The organism is Pseudidiomarina aestuarii (assembly GCF_003987355.1).
Taxonomy (GTDB): domain Bacteria; phylum Pseudomonadota; class Gammaproteobacteria; order Enterobacterales; family Alteromonadaceae; genus Pseudidiomarina; species Pseudidiomarina aestuarii.
On sequence record NZ_PIPR01000002.1, the window covers coordinates 117,957 to 133,564 of the forward strand.

A 15,608-nucleotide genomic window follows, 5' to 3' on the forward strand; every position below is an offset into this window, starting at 1 on the left:
GATGACTGATGAAATCGAATTAAGGAAAACTATGAGCCCTGATGATCTCCACTTGCAGTTGCGCAATTTGCGCCGTGATGATTATGAACAACTAAAATGCTTGATGGATCGAGTGTATCCAGATATTGGTGGTGCTTGGGGCGAACACACCATTTTAAAGCTCATCAAAGAATTCCCAGAAGGTCAGATTTGTCTCGAAGATGGCGGCAAGATTGTCGGTGTCGCGCTGACCATGAAGGTAAAGTACGCACGCTTCTCGAATCCACATACCTATGAAGATTTGATGGACGCTCGCGAGAACATCCTGAATGACCGCAAAGGTGATGCGCTTTATGGTTTGGATGTGTTGATCGATCCGGATTATCGCGGTTATCGGTTAGGCCGACGTTTGTATGACGCTCGTAAAGAACTGTGTCGACAGCTGAACCTGAAAGCAATTTTGGCGGGCGGACGAATCGTCAATTTCCATAAATACGCTGAGGAGCTTACGCCTGGGCAATACATTGAGCAGGTTCACCGTCGTGAAATCTATGACCCCATTTTAACGTTCCAACTTGCAAACGATTTCACAGTAAAACGACTCCTTGGTAAGTATTTACCCGAGGACAAGCGTTCGGCTGGCTTTGCCACGCTGCTGGAGTGGGATAATTTTCTCTACGAACCATCGGACAATATTCTCGGCAGTCGTATCCGTAACGTGCGCGTGGGGGCGGTGCAATGGCAAATGCGTGAGGTGGACTCGGTTGAAGAAATGCTCCGTCAGGTTGAGTACTTTGTGGACGCTATTTCCAGTTATCAAAGCGATTTTGCCATTTTCCCTGAATTTTTTAACGCTCCGCTTATGGGTTTAACGGACCAGAGTCAGCAAAAGGATGCGATACGATTTTTGGCAGGCTACACCGAGCGTTTCAAACGGGAAATGTCGAACATGGCGGTGAGTTACAACGTCAACATCATTACCGGTTCAATGCCGTTGGATGAGGACGATACTATTTTCAATGTGACCTATTTGTGTCGTCGAGATGGTACCGTTGAAGAGCAACGGAAGATTCATGTCACGCCCCACGAAAAGCGCGATTGGGTTATTGAGGGCGGTAATGAGGTACGGGTGTTCGACACCGATGCCGGTAAGGTAGGCATGCTGATTTGCTACGATGTGGAGTTCCCGGAGCTGGGTCGCCTGATGGCCAATGAGGGCTTAGAAATTTTGTTCGTGCCATTTTGGACCGACACGCGCAATGCATACTTGCGCGTTCGCCATTGTGCACAAGCGCGAGCCGTCGAGAATGAATGTTACGTAGTTATTTGCGGCAGTGTCGGTAACCTGCCGCAAGTGGAGAGTTTAGATGTGCAGTATGCACAGTCGGCTGTCTTCTCGCCGTCAGACTTTGCGTTTCCTTATGACGCGACTATGGCTGAGACCACACCAAATACGGAGCAACTGATCTTCTCCGATCTGAACTTAGATGAATTGCGTTATTTACATCATGAAGGCTCGGTAACGAATCTCAAAGATCGCCGCACCGACCTCTACGAGGTCACCCGAAAATATTAGTTACTCGCGACTAGTTACTCGATATTAGCAATCCGCGCTAATAGCCAGTAGCTAGTAGCAAGTAACTGACAACAACAATGAGGATGAAGCATGCCGGTAAAAACAATTAAACCAACAGCGGATGCCCACCAGTATCCATTGCTGATCAAGCAGCTCCTGTTATCCAGCCAGCGTTATGCCGGTTCCAACGAGATTGTTGGTGGTAATAATGGTAAGCGTTACAGTTATGCCGAGTTTTATGAGCGCGTCCAACGTTTGGCGAATGTGTTAACTGAAGCTGGCGTCAAGCAAGGCGATACCGTTGCAGTTTTAGATTGGGATAATCCGCGGTATCTGGAATGCTTCTTCGCGGTACCGATGATTGGTGCGATTTTGCATACCGTCAACGTGCGTTTAGCACCGGAGCAAATTGTTTATACCATGAATCATGCTGTGGATGATCTGGTGCTGGTACATGATGATTTTCTTCCGTTGATTGACAAAGTGAAGAGTGAGCTGAAAACAGTCAAAGGCTACATCCATTGTACCGACGCGGCTGAAGCTCCCGAGGCTCCGTTCGAGGTTCTTGGTGAGTACGAGACACTTCTTAGCAAAGCACTACCTGAATTCGATTTCCCAGATTTTGATGAAAATGCCATTGCGACCACGTTTTATACCACCGGAACGACCGGTAATCCAAAAGGCGTATTTTTCTCACATCGGCAGTTAGTGCTGCATACCATGGCACTGGCGGCAACCACTTCGATGAACGATTCGATGCAGCTATTACAAGCGTCGAGTGTGTACATGCCAATTACCCCAATGTTCCACGTGCATGCGTGGGGTGTACCTTATGTTGCGACCATGATGGGCTTGAAACAGGTGTATCCTGGACGTTATGACCCACCACAATTACTGAAGTTATTTGTGACTGAAAAAGTCACGTTCTCACATTGCGTACCAACCATCTTACAAATGGTATTGAGTAGTGAGAAAGCCAAAGCCATCGACTTCAGTGGTTGGCAGGTGTTGTTGGGCGGTAGCGCTCTTACTGAGGGCTTAGCGAAAGCAGCGCTTGAGCGGGGCATCCAAGTCTATACCGGTTACGGTATGTCGGAAACCTGTCCATTGTTGAGTACCACTTGGCTGCCTTTGAATTCCACTGATTTGTCGCTCGAAGAACAAGTTCGCATCCGCACGAAAGCTGGTAAGCCAGTACCTTTTGTCGATATGCGAATTATTGACAGTAAAGGTCGCTTCCTGCCCCATAATGGCGAGGATATGGGCGAAGTGGTTGTCCGTACACCTTGGTTAACCCAAGGCTATTTAAATGAGCCAGAAAAAGGCGCAGAACTTTGGGAAAACGGCTGGCTACATACCGGCGATGTAGGCTCGATCGATAGTGGTTACACGCTGCAAATCAAAGACCGCATCAAAGACGTGATTAAAACTGGCGGTGAATGGGTGTCGTCACTCGATATCGAAAATCTGATCTCACAACATCCAGATATTGAGCTTGCCGCTGTGGTTGGCTTGCCGGATGACGAGTGGGGCGAGCGACCTCATGCCATGCTTACCGTCAAAGGTGGCGCACAACTTGATCAAGCCGCAGTAGCGAAGCATTTGCAGCCGTTTATTGATGAAGGCGTGATTGAAAAATGGGCCATCCCTGACACCGTCAGTGTGGTCGATGACTTACCGCGCACCAGTGTCGGCAAAATTGACAAAAAGGTCATTCGCCAACAACTGCAGAAGTAAATCGGAAGTACAAAAAAGGCCGCCTGAATCAGTTGGGCGGCCTTTTGCTGTCTAGAGCGAGTTACTGTTGAGCGGCGTAATCGACCACCCAGTTGATGTAGAGTTCTGTACCGGTCTTCAGCGCCGCTTCATCAGCGAAGAAGTAAGGTGAGTGGTTGCTTGGCGCTTCGGCAGGATCTTGTCCCTCTGGCGTAATACCGAGGAACACAAACAGTCCCGGTGTTTCGAGTGCATAGAAGCTAAAGTCTTCGGCACCAGTCACCAATGGATTCACTTTCACATTTTCCGCACCTGCCACTTTCTCAATAGTCGGCAACATCATCCGCGTTAACTCTGGATTATTCACAGTTACTGGGTAGCCTTCATCAATATGCACGTGCGCTTCTGCACCGCTGGCAGCCGCTGTGTGTTCCGCAGTGCGCTTTAAATCGGCGAAGATTTGCTGGCGGTTGTCCATATCAAAGTTACGGATCGTTCCCTCCAGATAAACTTCATCAGGAATGATGTTGTTGCGTACGCCGCCTTCGACAATGCCGAAGCTCAATACCGCTGGCGCTTTCGTAATATCAATTTGGCGGCTGACAATACTCTGTGTATTAGTAATGATTTGGCCTGCAGCGACAATCGGATCGACACCACCCCATGGGCGGGAACCGTGCGTTTGGCGACCTTTGACGTTGATTTCAAAGCGGTCCGATGATGCCATTAAAGGTCCTTCGCGATAGCCAATGGTGCCAGTATTTCCTGCTGACCAGACATGAATACCAAATACAGCTTCCGGTTTGGCATCGGCAAATAATCCTTCTTCCAGCATCAGCTCAGCACCGCCTTCCTCACCCACTGGTGCACCTTCTTCAGCAGGTTGGAAAATGAACATGACAGAGCCAGCTAGCTCATCCTGCATCGCCACCAATTGCTCGGCAGCTCCCATCAACATCGCGATGTGGAGATCGTGTCCACACGCATGCATGACACCAACTTCTTGACCACGGTATTCTGATACTGCGGTTGATTTGAACGGCACATCTGTTTTTTCAACGACGGGTAGCGCATCCATATCGGCACGCAAAGCGACAAGTGGTCCCGGTTTACCGCCCTTCAAAATGGCCACAACACCGGTATGTGCGATTCCGGTTTGAACCTCTAAGCCCAAACTTTCGAGATGTTCAGCGACCTTTTCAGAGGTGCGAAACTCACGATTACTGAGTTCTGGATGCTCATGAAAATCGCGGCGCCATTCGATTACTTTCTGTTCGAGTTCAGCGGAAATGGTGACAGGCTCTTGCGCCTGAACCGGAAGTGAAAGACCCGCGATGAGGCTCGCAGTAACCAGTGACAATCGAAACATGAAACACCTCGTTGTGATGGAGTTAGGGTGATAACGCAAGAGGTCAGTATGGCAAGGGGCGCAGAAATCGGCAACTATTCGTCAGTCGTGCTGGTTGGGTCCAGTTCAGGAAGCTCGTTGAATAAACCATAATTGGGCAGCGGGGCGGTAATACAAAACGATTCTCCGGCGTAGTCGAATTGGAGTTGCCAGGCGTGCAAGTGGAGGTAGTCCGCCGTTTCACCGCCATAGCGCGTATCACCACAAATAGGCGCGCCAATACTTTTCAGAGCAACTCGAAGTTGATGCGTTTTCCCAGTTTCAGGATGCAGCACATAATACCGATAACCCGGTTTGAGGGAATAGCTGAAAAAGCGCGTCACTGCTGGATTCTCTTGCGTGTGCAATAAACGCCAGTTACCGCGTCGTGCATTGACCATGTCACCTTTAATCAAACCCTGCTTTTTATTTGGTTTCCCCGCCGCGATGGCTAGGTAATTTTTGCGGATAGCCCTGCGAGCAAATAGCTCTGAGAGGGCTGCTGCAGAGGTGCTAGAGCGGGCAATAAGTAATGCGCCAGAGGTCGGGGTGTCCAGTCGATGTACAGGAAATAACGTCTCGTTTAATTGCTCGGCGAGTTGAGTAACAATGCCAGCTTCGAGATCATTGGCATGCATGGGTGCACCGGCTGGCTTATTCAGGATATAAAAGTCAGGATGGTGAAAGACTAGGGATAACTCACGCATATCGTTATACTTCCCTGATAAATAGATCATGACAGAAAGGAACCTGCACCCTATGTCACCTGAGCGCCTTGCGCGAATGAATCAATTACTGGATGCTCGCCAGCCCGATCTTACACTGTGTCTGGAAAGTGTGCATAAAAACCACAATTTATCGGCTGTGATCCGCACTGCCGACGCAGTCGGCATTCATGAAATTCATGCGGTATGGTACGACAAGCGAGGCAAATTATCTCGCGGGACTGCTGTGGGTAGTCAAAAATGGGTCAAGGTGAATCATTACACTGAGCTTGCCACCGCAATAGAGGTTTTAAAAGCACAGAAAATGCAGGTTCTAGTAACGAATCTATCGGAAAATGCGGTGGATTTCCGTGCTATTGACTACACGCAGCCAACCGCCATTATCATGGGCCAAGAACGATTCGGCGTGACGGCAGAAGCGCTGGCATTGGCCGACCAAGAAATTGTGATCCCAATGGTAGGTATGGCGGAGTCCCTGAATGTTTCTGTGGCAGCTTCCATTGTGCTCTATGAAGCGCAACGACAGCGCGTGAATGCGGGGCTTTATGAGCAACCACGGCTCGCCGAATCGGAACGCCAACGCGTGCTTTTTGAAGGGGGGCACCCGCTTTTCGCACGCATTTGCAAGCAACGCAACATTCCTTATCCAGCCATTGCCGAGGACGGCCAAATAGTTGCCGACGAAGCTTGGTGGCAGGTCATGAGAACGGGGCAGCCCGCATGAACGGCGCATTGCACCGTATTCCAATCAACACCCTTAAAGGGGTCGGTCCCAAGCTGCAAGAGCGCTTAGCTAAACTTGGGTTGGAATCGGTGCAAGATGTGCTGCTGCATTTACCGTTAAGGTATGAAGATCGCTCCCGCATTTATCCTATTGCAGCACTACAGACTGGAACCGCAGCGACCGTCATTGCGGAGGTAATCAAAGCAGAAGTGCTGTATGGCAAGCGGCGCATGCTGCGCGTTCGAGTCAAAGATGCTAGCGCGGTGCTGAATCTGGTGTTTTTTCAATTCAGTGCAGCGCAACTGAAACAGTTTGAGCAAGGTACTCGCTTGCAACTATTTGGCGAAGCGCGTCGGGGAATCAATGGGCTGGACATGATCCACCCAGAATATAAAGTGCTCGCTGCTAACGCGGTGCCACCGGAATTTGCTGAAGAGACGTTGACGCCTGTCTACCCAATGACCGAGGGCGTGCAACAGGCCACCTTACGCAAACTCAGTGAGCAAGCGTTGAGTTACCTGAATCCCACAGCATTAGAGGAATTATTGCCGTCAGCTTTGCAACCGGAAGGAATGTCACTGGAGACGGCGATTCGGACGCTACATCGCCCTCCGTTGGACGCTAGCCTCGAACAATTGCAAGCAGGCACACACCCCGCACAGACGCGCCTAGCAACCGAAGAATTGCTCGCTCACCAACTGAGTCTGCTCAAGTTGAGAGCTCTGAAGCAATCCCATCAAGCCCGCAGTCTGATCCCCAATGTGGCATTACAACAGCGTTTTTTGAGTCAGCTCCCGTTCGAGCCCACAGCCGCGCAGCGGCGCGTTGTTCAGGAAATTCAGCAGGATTTAGCCGCGGATATTCCGATGATGCGCTTGGTGCAAGGCGATGTCGGTTCGGGCAAGACTCTCGTTGCTGCACTCAGCGCACTGACAGTAATTGGACAGGGTTACCAAGTAGCACTCATGGCGCCCACCGAAATACTCGCCGAACAACATGCGCTGACTTTTCGTCAATGGCTAGAGCCGCTTGGTATTGGCGTTGGTTGGTTAGCCGGAAAGCAAAAGGCGAAAGAACGGCAGGAGAACTTAGCGGCTATCGGCTCCGGACAGGTGCAGTTTGTGGTAGGTACGCATGCATTGTTTCAAGCCGAAGTGACCTATCACAATTTAGCACTGGTGATAATTGATGAGCAACATCGTTTCGGTGTACATCAGCGGCTGGAACTGCGTCAAAAGGGGGTTGACCAAGGCTATCAACCACACCAATTGATTATGACCGCAACACCTATCCCCCGTACGCTGGCAATGACCGCCTATGCCGACTTGTCGACTTCAGTTATTGATGAATTACCGCCAGGGCGAACCCCAGTTACCACAGTGGCAATACCGGATACGCGTCGTGACCAAGTGATCCAACGGGTGCATCAAGTGTGTAAAGAAGAGGGTCGCCAAGCTTATTGGGTTTGTACACTCATTGAAGAGTCCGAAGCTCTGCAGTGTCAGGCGGCAGAGGACACAGCTTCACAACTGGCGGAAGCACTGCCAGATTTGCGGATTGGGCTGGTGCATGGTCGGCTGAAAAGCAGTGAAAAAGAAGCTGTGATGACAGCCTTCAAAGGGCATGAACTCGACTTGCTTGTAGCCACAACAGTCATTGAAGTGGGTGTTGATGTTCCCAATGCGAGTTTGATGATTATCGAAAATCCAGAGCGTCTGGGGCTGGCGCAGCTTCACCAGTTGCGCGGACGAGTCGGACGCGGTGCAGTCGCTAGCCATTGCGTATTGCTGTATCACGCACCATTGTCGAAGACTGCCACCCAGCGTCTCAGTGTGTTGCGCGATAGCAATGATGGCTTTGTGATTGCACAACGGGATCTCGAGTTGCGTGGTCCGGGCGAGTTGCTTGGTCAGAAACAAACCGGTTTAACTGAGATGAAAGTGGCTGATTTGTTGAAACACAGCCATTTGTTGAACGATGTACAGGCTCTCGCGCAACAAATTTGGCGAGACTATCCGCAGACAGCAGACGCATTGATTCAGCGCTGGCTCCCGCGGCGTGATCACTACGCCCAAGCGTAAAAATGCAGTACACTAGCAGGTAATTCTCGACGCAGTAATGATGAAGGCACCCGTATGAGCAAGTCCAAAGACACCATCGATTTCGGTTACCAGCAGGTCGACAAAGAGGCCAAACAAGGTTTAGTCGCTAATGTATTTAACTCGGTGGCGAAAAAATATGACGTGATGAATGATGTCATGTCATTTGGCATTCATCGGTTGTGGAAGCGCTACACTATTGACTGCAGCGGTGTTCGAAGCGGCATGAAAGTGCTCGATTTGGCGGGCGGTACCGGAGACTTAACCGCGCAATTTTCTCGTCGCGTGGGCCCTACGGGCGAAGTGGTGCTAGCCGATATTAATGAAGCCATGCTCGAAGTCGGCAAAGACAAGCTGCGTAATTTGGGTATTGTCAGTAATGTCACCTATCAGCAAGCCAACGCTGAAGAACTCCCGTTTGACGATGATACTTTCGATATTATTACCATTGCCTTCGGTCTGCGGAATGTTACCGACAAACAAAAAGCGCTGGAGTCCATGCATCGCGTGTTGAAGCCGGGTGGCCGCTTGTTGGTGCTGGAGTTTTCCAAGCCAGAGCCACCGATGCTGTCACAGATGTATGATTTCTATTCATTCAATATCCTTCCCAAAATGGGTCAAGTGATCGCTGGCGACGCCGAAAGCTATCAGTATTTAGCGGAGTCCATTCGCATGCATCCTGATCAAGAAACATTGAAAGGAATGATGGAAGTCGCGGGCTATGAGAACGTCACCTATACCAACTTAACGGGCGGGATTGTTGCCTTGCACCGAGGATTCAAATTCTAATGTTGTGGACCGTGTTACCCACTAGTGCTGCCGAAGCTCTGCTCAATCACATTCTACAATTGGATCATGCTACGCCAAGCCGGCTTGCGCCATTGGTGGGCAAACGCCTGCGGGTAACGTTGAAAGAATTTGGTGCACCACTAACGGTCACCGCAACAAGCGATGGTTTTAATTTAAGTTGGGTCGATTCGGATCCAGTGGAGTGTCATATCGTAACCCGTCTGGCTGTGCTCCCAGAGTTACGTGATAGCGCCAATATTACTCGATTGATAAAAGCCGATGCTCTAGATATCGAGGGCGACCCAATGCTCGCCCAAGCGCTGAGCAAAGCGGTGACAGAATTGGATGTGGATTGGCCGGAAGTACTCTCACAGCGCATTGGCGATGTGCCTGCGCAAATGCTCCTGCAATTTTGGCAGCGCAGTGAACGCTGGTGGCAACAGTTCCACGCCGACCAAAAGCAGTGGGTACGCGACGCTATTATTGAAGAAAAGCAGTTAGCACCGAGTCGTACCGAATTTGAGATGTTTCGTGGGGATGTCCAGCAGCTGCGCGCGCAACTGGACCGACTGGAACGCTCGCTTAAACAGTTTCAACGGGGTTAGGCAATGCGAATTCAACGGTTGTATCTCATTACCAAAACCTTTTTAAGTTATGGCTTAGATCAGCTCATTCCTGCGAAGTGGCTGCCCTGGTCGGTTCGCTTTTTGCGTTACGCGTTGTTTTGGATGCCGAATCGCCATCGTGACAAGTCAGCCGGTGTGCGTTTGCGTCTTGCATTGGAATCATTGGGGCCCGTTTGGATTAAGTTTGGGCAAATGCTGTCGACCCGCCGCGACTTACTGGATCCTGAAATCGCGAATGAATTAGCAAAGCTGCAAGACAAAGTAAAACCTTTCCCAGGCGAGCAAGCACAAGCCTTGATTGAACGTGCACTGGATATTCAATCCATCCACGATGAATTTGATAACTTCGTCGTTACGCCGCTTGCTTCCGCATCGATTGCGCAAGTACACACGGCAACCCTGAAACATGGGCCCGATGCCGGACAAGATATTGTTATCAAAGTCATACGTCCCGATATTCGCAAAGCGATTGATGCCGATTTAAAACTGATGGATACACTGGCGTCGGTGTTAGCCAAACATTTACCCGATGGGCGGCGACTCAAGCCACGTGAAGTGGTGAAAGAATATCGCAAGACACTTCTTGACGAACTCGATTTACTGCGCGAAGCCGCTAATGCAATGCAGCTCCGCCGTAACTTTGAAGATTCTGACCTGCTCTATATTCCAACGGTATATAGCGATTACTCGCGTTTATCGGTCATGGTGATGGAGCGCATTGATGGTATTCCAGTAAGTGATGTGGAAACCTTGCATGCTCTCGGTGTGAATATGCAGTTGCTGGCTGAGCGTGGGGTGGAAGTATTCTTTACGCAAGTATTCCGTGACAGCTTCTTTCATGCTGACATGCACCCTGGCAACATTTTTGTCAGTCGCGAGAATCCAGATGACCCGAAATACCTCGGTATTGATTTTGGTATTGTGGGTACCTTGAATCGCGAAGATAAACGTTATTTGGCAGAAAACTTTCTCGCGTTTTTCAATCGTGACTACCGCAAAGTGGCGGAGCTACACGTTGATTCGGGCTGGGTACCTGCACATATTAATATTGAAGAGTTTGAATCGGCGATACGCACGGTGTGCGAACCGATCTTTAATAAGCCGCTAGCAGATATCTCATTCGGCCATGTTCTGGTGAACTTATTCAACACAGCGCGACGCTTTGAAATGGAAGTGCAGCCGCAGTTAGTGTTGTTGCAAAAAACCTTGCTGTACGTCGAAGGCTTAGGGCGTACTTTATACCCGCAACTGGATTTATGGAAAACCGCCAAACCGTTCCTCGAACGCTGGATGAAAGAGCAGCTAGGTTGGCGCGCGGTGTTGCGTTCGGTTAAAGAGAACGCGCCATTTTGGGCCGAAAAGCTGCCGGAAATGCCGACGTTGTTATATGACTATCTGCGCACGCAACGAGAACAGCAACAATGGCAACGTGCAGCATTGGCTGAATTTCAAGCCCATCAAAAGCGCTTTGCCCAGAGGGTATGGTACGGTGCTATTACCGCCGCACTGATTGTCAGTACAAGTCTATTTTATGCAACAGATCAGAGTCCTTGGCTAACAGGATGCAGTGCACTTGCGCTCGTATTCAGTGGTATACTCGGTTGGCAGCGCGGGCGACGTTCCCGTTAAACAGCAACTTATAAACCGAATTGAGAACAAGTTATGGCACCTAGTATTTGGCAATTACTGATTGTTTTGGTCATTATTGTGCTGATTTTTGGCACCAAGCGTTTGCGTAATATCGGCAGTGATCTTGGCTCCGCGGTAAAAGGTTTCAAGAAATCGTCGAGCGACGATGAGCAGGACCAAAGCGCAAAGAAAGAACTTCCGGAAGACCGAAAGGATAATTAAGCAATGTTCGATATCGGCTTCTGGGAGCTGATCCTCATTGCGGTCATCGGGCTCATCGTCTTGGGTCCGGAGCGACTTCCCCATGCATTGCGAGCTATGCAGCGTGCCGTCTCCGGTGCGCGCTCGTATAGCACTCGCATGCAAGCAGAGCTCAATCATGAATTGAGAATTAAAGAACTTCATGATCACCTGAAACAAGCTGAGCAAGGTGACCTCCAAAAACTTTCACCTGAATTACAGCGCTCGATAGCTGAATTGCAGCAGGCCGCATCGCAAGTGCAACGTCCCTACGCTAAGAAAACCGATACCGATGAGTAATTCGCCGCTCCTCGACCATTTGTTGGAACTCCGCAAACGATTATTGCGCGGAGTCCTCATTATCCTTGCCGTTTTTCTGGCGTTAGCCGCATTCGCTAATGATTTATATTCAGCAGTGGCTGCGCCGATGTTGGCGAGTTTGCCGCAAGGTTCTACGATGATCGCGACCGACGTCGCAACGCCCTTTTTTACACCGTTTAAACTCGCTTTAGTCGCTGCCATTGTGCTGTCAGCGCCGCTGCTACTGTGGCAAGTATGGGCATTTATCGCACCAGGATTGTATCATCGCGAAAAGCGTTTAATTTTGCCGTTGATGCTCAGTAGTACTGTGTTGTTTTACGCGGGTATCGCTTTCGCCTACTTTATTGTGCTTCCACTAGCACTGAATTTTTTAGCTGGCGCTGCACCTGAGGGCGTACAAGTGGCTACCGATATCGCCCGTTATTTAGATTTCGTGTTAGCCATATTCTTAGCGTTTGGCATTGCTTTTGAGACACCCGTTGCCATTATTTTGCTCTGTTGGAGTGGGGTAACCAGTGTTCAGGCGTTGCGTCAAAAGCGTCCTTATGTCATTGTCGGAGCATTTGTTGTGGGGATGTTCTTAACACCCCCTGATGTAATCTCCCAAACACTTTTAGCGATTCCAATGTGGTTACTTTTTGAACTTGGAGTCGTGATCGCTGGTCTATATCAGCGTCCACAACCAAATGCAGAACAGGATTAAGACATCATGGTAAAACGTGTATCACTCAGCAGCGTAATTGGCAGTACTGCTGTGGCAGCTTGCTTCACTGTTGCAGCTCAAGCGCAAAGCGTGAGTTCTGAACAATTAGCTGTGTGCGCGCAAATCGAAAACCCACTCCAGCGTCTTGTTTGCTTCGACAAGCTGGCAGCTGGCGACCAGGTCAGTGCAACAGAGCAAAAAGCTGCTGCACGAACTCCTGAAGATCGTTTCGGTAAAGAGTACAAAGAAGAGAATCGCGTCGTCGATGACATGATGTATGTTTCTATTGCAGAGAAGTCTCAAGATCCATATGGTCGCTGGGTGATAGTGTTGACCAATGGTCAAAAATGGAAACAGATGGATAGCACGTCCTATCAATTACCGAACGATGCCGATTATTTTATTGAACGCGGTGTTTTAAATAGCTTCTATTTAGGGCGTACAGACATCAATAAACGTATTCGTGTTCAACGCGCTGACTGATGATGCGTTGGTTCGACAGCGGCGCTAATCTGACGAATGGCAAGCTCGTTCATCAGCTTGAAGACTATATTGCAGCAGCGCTGCAGGCCGGTGTCGAACAAATTGTAGTCATTGGAACCGACGTTCAACATAGCCGCGAAGCGCTCGCACTATGTGACCGGTATCCTGATTACCTCCTTGCCACCGTTGGTGTGCATCCACACGATGCAGCAACCGCGCCCCATGATTATATTGCACAACTCCGAGAACTCGCACAGCATCCTGCTGCGCGAGCCATCGGTGAGTGTGGACTCGATTTTAATCGGAATTATTCGCCGCCCGACATTCAACTTAAAGTTTTTCGTGCGCAACTCGAATTGGCTGCGGAATTGCAGATGCCGGTATACCTACATGAACGCGATGCGCATGAACCCCAAGTCGAGCTCCTCGGTGAATTTCAAGACCGAATTCCGCGATTCTTAGCGCATTGTTTTACCGGTGACGAAAAAGCACTTGCTAGTTACCTTAATCTTGGTTGTTATATAGGTATTACTGGTTGGGTTTGTGATGAGCGGCGAGGACGTGATCTGCAACATTCAGTTTTGCATATTCCGGCCGATAAGATAGTCATTGAGACCGATGCGCCATTTTTGTTACCGCGTACATTGCGTCCGAGACCGGCTTATAATGCGTCAGAATATCTGCCACATATAGGTGAATTTGTTGCGCAGTTAAGACAACAGGAAGTTAGCGAGTTCGCTGCGCAAAGTTGGCTAAATAGCCAAAACTTTTTTCAAAAATAGGGATTGCATGACAGCCATTCGAACACTCTGGGCCTTGCTGGGTCTGGTGTGTCTAATTGGACTTGCTCCTGCCGCCAAGGCGGCGGTAGAAGAACCGCAAATATACTACCAACCAGAAACGGCAACGACTTCGTTCGCTCAATTGTTGGCGAGTGCGAGCTCATCTTGGGAACAAATTCCGCAGGGTGAAGCAGTCTCTTTTGGTTATACCCCTCAAGCTTATTGGTTCAAGGTAGAGGTGGCAGCCAGCCGATCTGATCGAATTCTGTACCTTGGTTATCCACTTCTTGATTCGGTCGACATTTATTTTGTTCAGAATGGCGCCATTATCGATCAATTGCTGGTGGGTGATAATTTGCCCTTCGCGCAGCGTCCAATTCTGAATAAGAACTTCGTCATACCCATGGCATCCCGAGCGGAGCAAACTATCTATCTGCGGGTACGCACTGAAAGTTCGTTACGATTCCCTCTAGAGATTTGGCAGCCGGCCGAGTTTATGCAGGCGCAACAATACCAAGTTGCAGCGACAGGACTCTATTTTGGCTTGTTGCTCTGCATGGTGGTCTATAACTTCTTCAATTATTTGGTCACGCGAGAGTTCAGCTTTCTGAATTACTCTGCTTATACGCTGAGCATTGGCTTATTGATGGCGGGACTCGATGGCACCGGCTATCAATATTTGTGGCCCAACTGGATTTGGCTGCAAGACCGTATCGTCACCATGATTGGAAGTGTGGTATTTATCTTTGCCAGCTTGGTCACGGCCGGCGTGTTGCAAACAGCACAACGCAGTCCTCGATTGCATCGCGGGTTGCAGCTCTTTATCGGTATTTATTCCGTCACGTTTGTGCTCAGTATCTTTCTCCCTTATGCAACGTTAATTCCATACGTTCTTGGGCTCGCGGTCACCAGTTGTATTTACTTGTTGGCGACAGGTATTTCGCTGTGGACCCGAGGGCTTACCTACGCTCGTATTTATACCTTAGCGTTAGGTAGCTTGCTGTTTGCTATCACTATCAATGCCCTAGGCTATTTAGGCCTCTTTGAATCGGTATTTGTGCAGCGTTACGCCATTATGGCGGCCTCTGCATTGGAAGTACTGCTACTGAGTTGGGTATTGGCGCTGCGTTTCAACGAAAGTCGAGTGGAACAACTCGCGTTGAAGGAAAAGTTGAATACGCAGCTGGAGTCTATGGTTGCACAGCGTACCGAAGAGCTTGAGCAGGTCATGGGTCGCCTCCAATTAGCCAATAAAGAATTGGAGCAAAAAAGTAATGAAGATGGTTTGACTGGACTATATAACCGGCGTTTCTTGAATCAAGAATTCAAACGAGAGTTTGGCCGTGCCAAACGTACCGGTCGAGATTTGACGTTGATGATGCTCGATATTGATCATTTCAAGCCGCTGAATGACAGTTTCGGTCACCTGTGCGGTGACCAAGTTCTGGTCGAATTGGCGCGGCTTTTGGTCAGTCAATTGCAACGTGCAACCGATACTGTATACCGCTATGGTGGTGAGGAATTTGTCATTCTACTGCCAGATACGGATGAGCATGGCGCGCGTGAAATTGCGGTCAAAATTGGACAAGCCGTGCGCGATCATGTTTTCAAGACCGATCAAGGCGAGATGAAGATTACCATCAGTATCGGCGTTGCTATTGCCAAACCTGATATGTATAAAGAGCCCACGCAACTGCTCGCTGCTGCCGATGATGCCCTCTATAGAGCCAAGAATTCGGGTCGAGATATCGTCAAAGTGACCACCCAAATTCACGAACCTGAGCAAGCCAATTCACGCTGAATGTTGTACTATTAACAGCATATTTTCA

Annotated in this window: 15 protein-coding genes; 13 read left to right on the plus strand and 2 right to left on the minus strand. The window is 49.4% G+C overall.

The window, feature by feature from the left end:
* Positions 1 to 31: 31 nt before the first annotated feature.
* Both CWE22_RS09410 and CWE22_RS09415 read left to right on the plus strand, forming a co-directional pair.
* Positions 32 to 1,555 carry a carbon-nitrogen hydrolase family protein gene (locus tag CWE22_RS09410; protein ID WP_169931175.1) on the plus strand — a complete coding sequence of 508 codons (1,524 nt, stop codon included), beginning with the start codon at positions 32 to 34 and terminating at the stop codon, positions 1,553 to 1,555.
* A 90-nt stretch (positions 1,556 to 1,645) separates the two neighbouring features.
* Entirely contained in the window at positions 1,646 to 3,292 is a 1,647-nt protein-coding gene (locus CWE22_RS09415; RefSeq protein WP_169931176.1) for a fatty acid--CoA ligase, read from the plus strand.
* A gap of 61 nt (positions 3,293 to 3,353) precedes the next feature.
* Here the strand turns inward: CWE22_RS09415 and CWE22_RS09420 are convergent, their stop codons facing one another.
* Together CWE22_RS09420 and CWE22_RS09425 are read right to left on the minus strand one after the other, a co-directional pair.
* A complete protein-coding gene (locus CWE22_RS09420; protein ID WP_169931177.1) occupies positions 3,354 to 4,640 on the minus strand; it encodes a M20 family metallopeptidase in 1,287 nt (428 codons plus the stop codon).
* A 74-nt stretch (positions 4,641 to 4,714) separates the two neighbouring features.
* The gene (locus CWE22_RS09425) at positions 4,715 to 5,365 is read right to left on the minus strand and encodes a TIGR01621 family pseudouridine synthase (RefSeq protein WP_169931178.1); all 651 of its coding nucleotides are present in this window, start codon (positions 5,363 to 5,365) and stop codon (positions 4,715 to 4,717) included.
* A gap of 52 nt (positions 5,366 to 5,417) precedes the next feature.
* Between CWE22_RS09425 and trmH the strand changes: the two genes are divergently transcribed.
* Genes trmH through CWE22_RS09480 form a run of 11 tightly spaced genes read left to right on the plus strand, consistent with a single transcriptional unit; the run spans position 5,418 to position 15,580 of the window.
* Positions 5,418 to 6,107 (plus strand): tRNA (guanosine(18)-2'-O)-methyltransferase TrmH, encoded by a 690-nt coding sequence (trmH, locus tag CWE22_RS09430; RefSeq protein WP_169931179.1) that lies wholly within the window; start codon positions 5,418 to 5,420, stop codon positions 6,105 to 6,107.
* A complete protein-coding gene (recG, locus tag CWE22_RS09435; protein ID WP_169931180.1) occupies positions 6,104 to 8,188 on the plus strand; it encodes an ATP-dependent DNA helicase RecG in 2,085 nt (694 codons plus the stop codon). Before trmH ends, recG begins: the two co-directional genes overlap by 4 nt.
* A 54-nt stretch (positions 8,189 to 8,242) precedes the next feature.
* Positions 8,243 to 8,995 (plus strand): bifunctional demethylmenaquinone methyltransferase/2-methoxy-6-polyprenyl-1,4-benzoquinol methylase UbiE, encoded by a 753-nt coding sequence (gene ubiE / locus CWE22_RS09440; protein ID WP_169931181.1) that lies wholly within the window; start codon positions 8,243 to 8,245, stop codon positions 8,993 to 8,995.
* Positions 8,995 to 9,600 (plus strand): ubiquinone biosynthesis accessory factor UbiJ, encoded by a 606-nt coding sequence (locus CWE22_RS09445; RefSeq protein WP_169931182.1) that lies wholly within the window; start codon positions 8,995 to 8,997, stop codon positions 9,598 to 9,600. The genes ubiE and CWE22_RS09445 overlap by 1 nt, the downstream gene beginning before the upstream one ends.
* A gap of 3 nt (positions 9,601 to 9,603) precedes the next feature.
* Positions 9,604 to 11,250, plus strand: a complete 1,647-nt coding sequence (gene ubiB, locus CWE22_RS09450; protein ID WP_169931183.1) for a ubiquinone biosynthesis regulatory protein kinase UbiB — start codon at positions 9,604 to 9,606, stop codon at positions 11,248 to 11,250.
* 33 nt (positions 11,251 to 11,283) lie between these two features.
* On the plus strand, positions 11,284 to 11,472 hold the full coding sequence (gene tatA, locus CWE22_RS09455; protein WP_169931184.1) for a Sec-independent protein translocase subunit TatA: 189 nt from the start codon (positions 11,284 to 11,286) through the stop codon (positions 11,470 to 11,472).
* Positions 11,473 to 11,475: 3 nt separating this feature from the next.
* Complete coding sequence (gene tatB / locus CWE22_RS09460) at positions 11,476 to 11,790, plus strand: Sec-independent protein translocase protein TatB (protein ID WP_169931185.1); 315 nt, start codon at positions 11,476 to 11,478, stop codon at positions 11,788 to 11,790.
* Positions 11,783 to 12,514, plus strand: coding sequence for a twin-arginine translocase subunit TatC (tatC, locus tag CWE22_RS09465; protein ID WP_169931186.1), 732 nt, complete (start codon positions 11,783 to 11,785; stop codon positions 12,512 to 12,514). Before tatB ends, tatC begins: the two co-directional genes overlap by 8 nt.
* A gap of 6 nt (positions 12,515 to 12,520) precedes the next feature.
* On the plus strand, positions 12,521 to 12,997 hold the full coding sequence (locus CWE22_RS09470) for a hypothetical protein (protein ID WP_169931187.1): 477 nt from the start codon (positions 12,521 to 12,523) through the stop codon (positions 12,995 to 12,997).
* Positions 12,997 to 13,779 carry a TatD family hydrolase gene (locus CWE22_RS09475; RefSeq protein WP_169931188.1) on the plus strand — a complete coding sequence of 261 codons (783 nt, stop codon included), beginning with the start codon at positions 12,997 to 12,999 and terminating at the stop codon, positions 13,777 to 13,779. The genes CWE22_RS09470 and CWE22_RS09475 overlap by 1 nt, the downstream gene beginning before the upstream one ends.
* Positions 13,780 to 13,786: 7 nt before the next feature.
* A complete protein-coding gene (locus tag CWE22_RS09480) occupies positions 13,787 to 15,580 on the plus strand; it encodes a sensor domain-containing diguanylate cyclase (RefSeq protein WP_169931189.1) in 1,794 nt (597 codons plus the stop codon).
* Positions 15,581 to 15,608: the final 28 nt, after the last annotated feature.

What these genes read in the sequence shown, in the direction of transcription:
- CWE22_RS09410 (WP_169931175.1), top strand. Translation starts at nt 32, where the DNA reads ATGAGCCCTGATGATCTCCACTTGCAGTTGCGCAATTTGCGCCGTGAT.
- CWE22_RS09415 (WP_169931176.1), top strand. Translation starts at nt 1,646, where the DNA reads ATGCCGGTAAAAACAATTAAACCAACAGCGGATGCCCACCAGTATCCA.
- CWE22_RS09420 (WP_169931177.1), bottom strand. Translation starts at nt 4,640, where the DNA reads ATGTTTCGATTGTCACTGGTTACTGCGAGCCTCATCGCGGGTCTTTCA.
- CWE22_RS09425 (WP_169931178.1), bottom strand. Translation starts at nt 5,365, where the DNA reads ATGCGTGAGTTATCCCTAGTCTTTCACCATCCTGACTTTTATATCCTG.
- trmH (WP_169931179.1), top strand. Translation starts at nt 5,418, where the DNA reads ATGTCACCTGAGCGCCTTGCGCGAATGAATCAATTACTGGATGCTCGC.
- recG (WP_169931180.1), top strand. Translation starts at nt 6,104, where the DNA reads ATGAACGGCGCATTGCACCGTATTCCAATCAACACCCTTAAAGGGGTC.
- ubiE (WP_169931181.1), top strand. Translation starts at nt 8,243, where the DNA reads ATGAGCAAGTCCAAAGACACCATCGATTTCGGTTACCAGCAGGTCGAC.
- CWE22_RS09445 (WP_169931182.1), top strand. Translation starts at nt 8,995, where the DNA reads ATGTTGTGGACCGTGTTACCCACTAGTGCTGCCGAAGCTCTGCTCAAT.
- ubiB (WP_169931183.1), top strand. Translation starts at nt 9,604, where the DNA reads ATGCGAATTCAACGGTTGTATCTCATTACCAAAACCTTTTTAAGTTAT.
- tatA (WP_169931184.1), top strand. Translation starts at nt 11,284, where the DNA reads ATGGCACCTAGTATTTGGCAATTACTGATTGTTTTGGTCATTATTGTG.
- tatB (WP_169931185.1), top strand. Translation starts at nt 11,476, where the DNA reads ATGTTCGATATCGGCTTCTGGGAGCTGATCCTCATTGCGGTCATCGGG.
- tatC (WP_169931186.1), top strand. Translation starts at nt 11,783, where the DNA reads ATGAGTAATTCGCCGCTCCTCGACCATTTGTTGGAACTCCGCAAACGA.
- CWE22_RS09470 (WP_169931187.1), top strand. Translation starts at nt 12,521, where the DNA reads ATGGTAAAACGTGTATCACTCAGCAGCGTAATTGGCAGTACTGCTGTG.
- CWE22_RS09475 (WP_169931188.1), top strand. Translation starts at nt 12,997, where the DNA reads ATGATGCGTTGGTTCGACAGCGGCGCTAATCTGACGAATGGCAAGCTC.
- CWE22_RS09480 (WP_169931189.1), top strand. Translation starts at nt 13,787, where the DNA reads ATGACAGCCATTCGAACACTCTGGGCCTTGCTGGGTCTGGTGTGTCTA.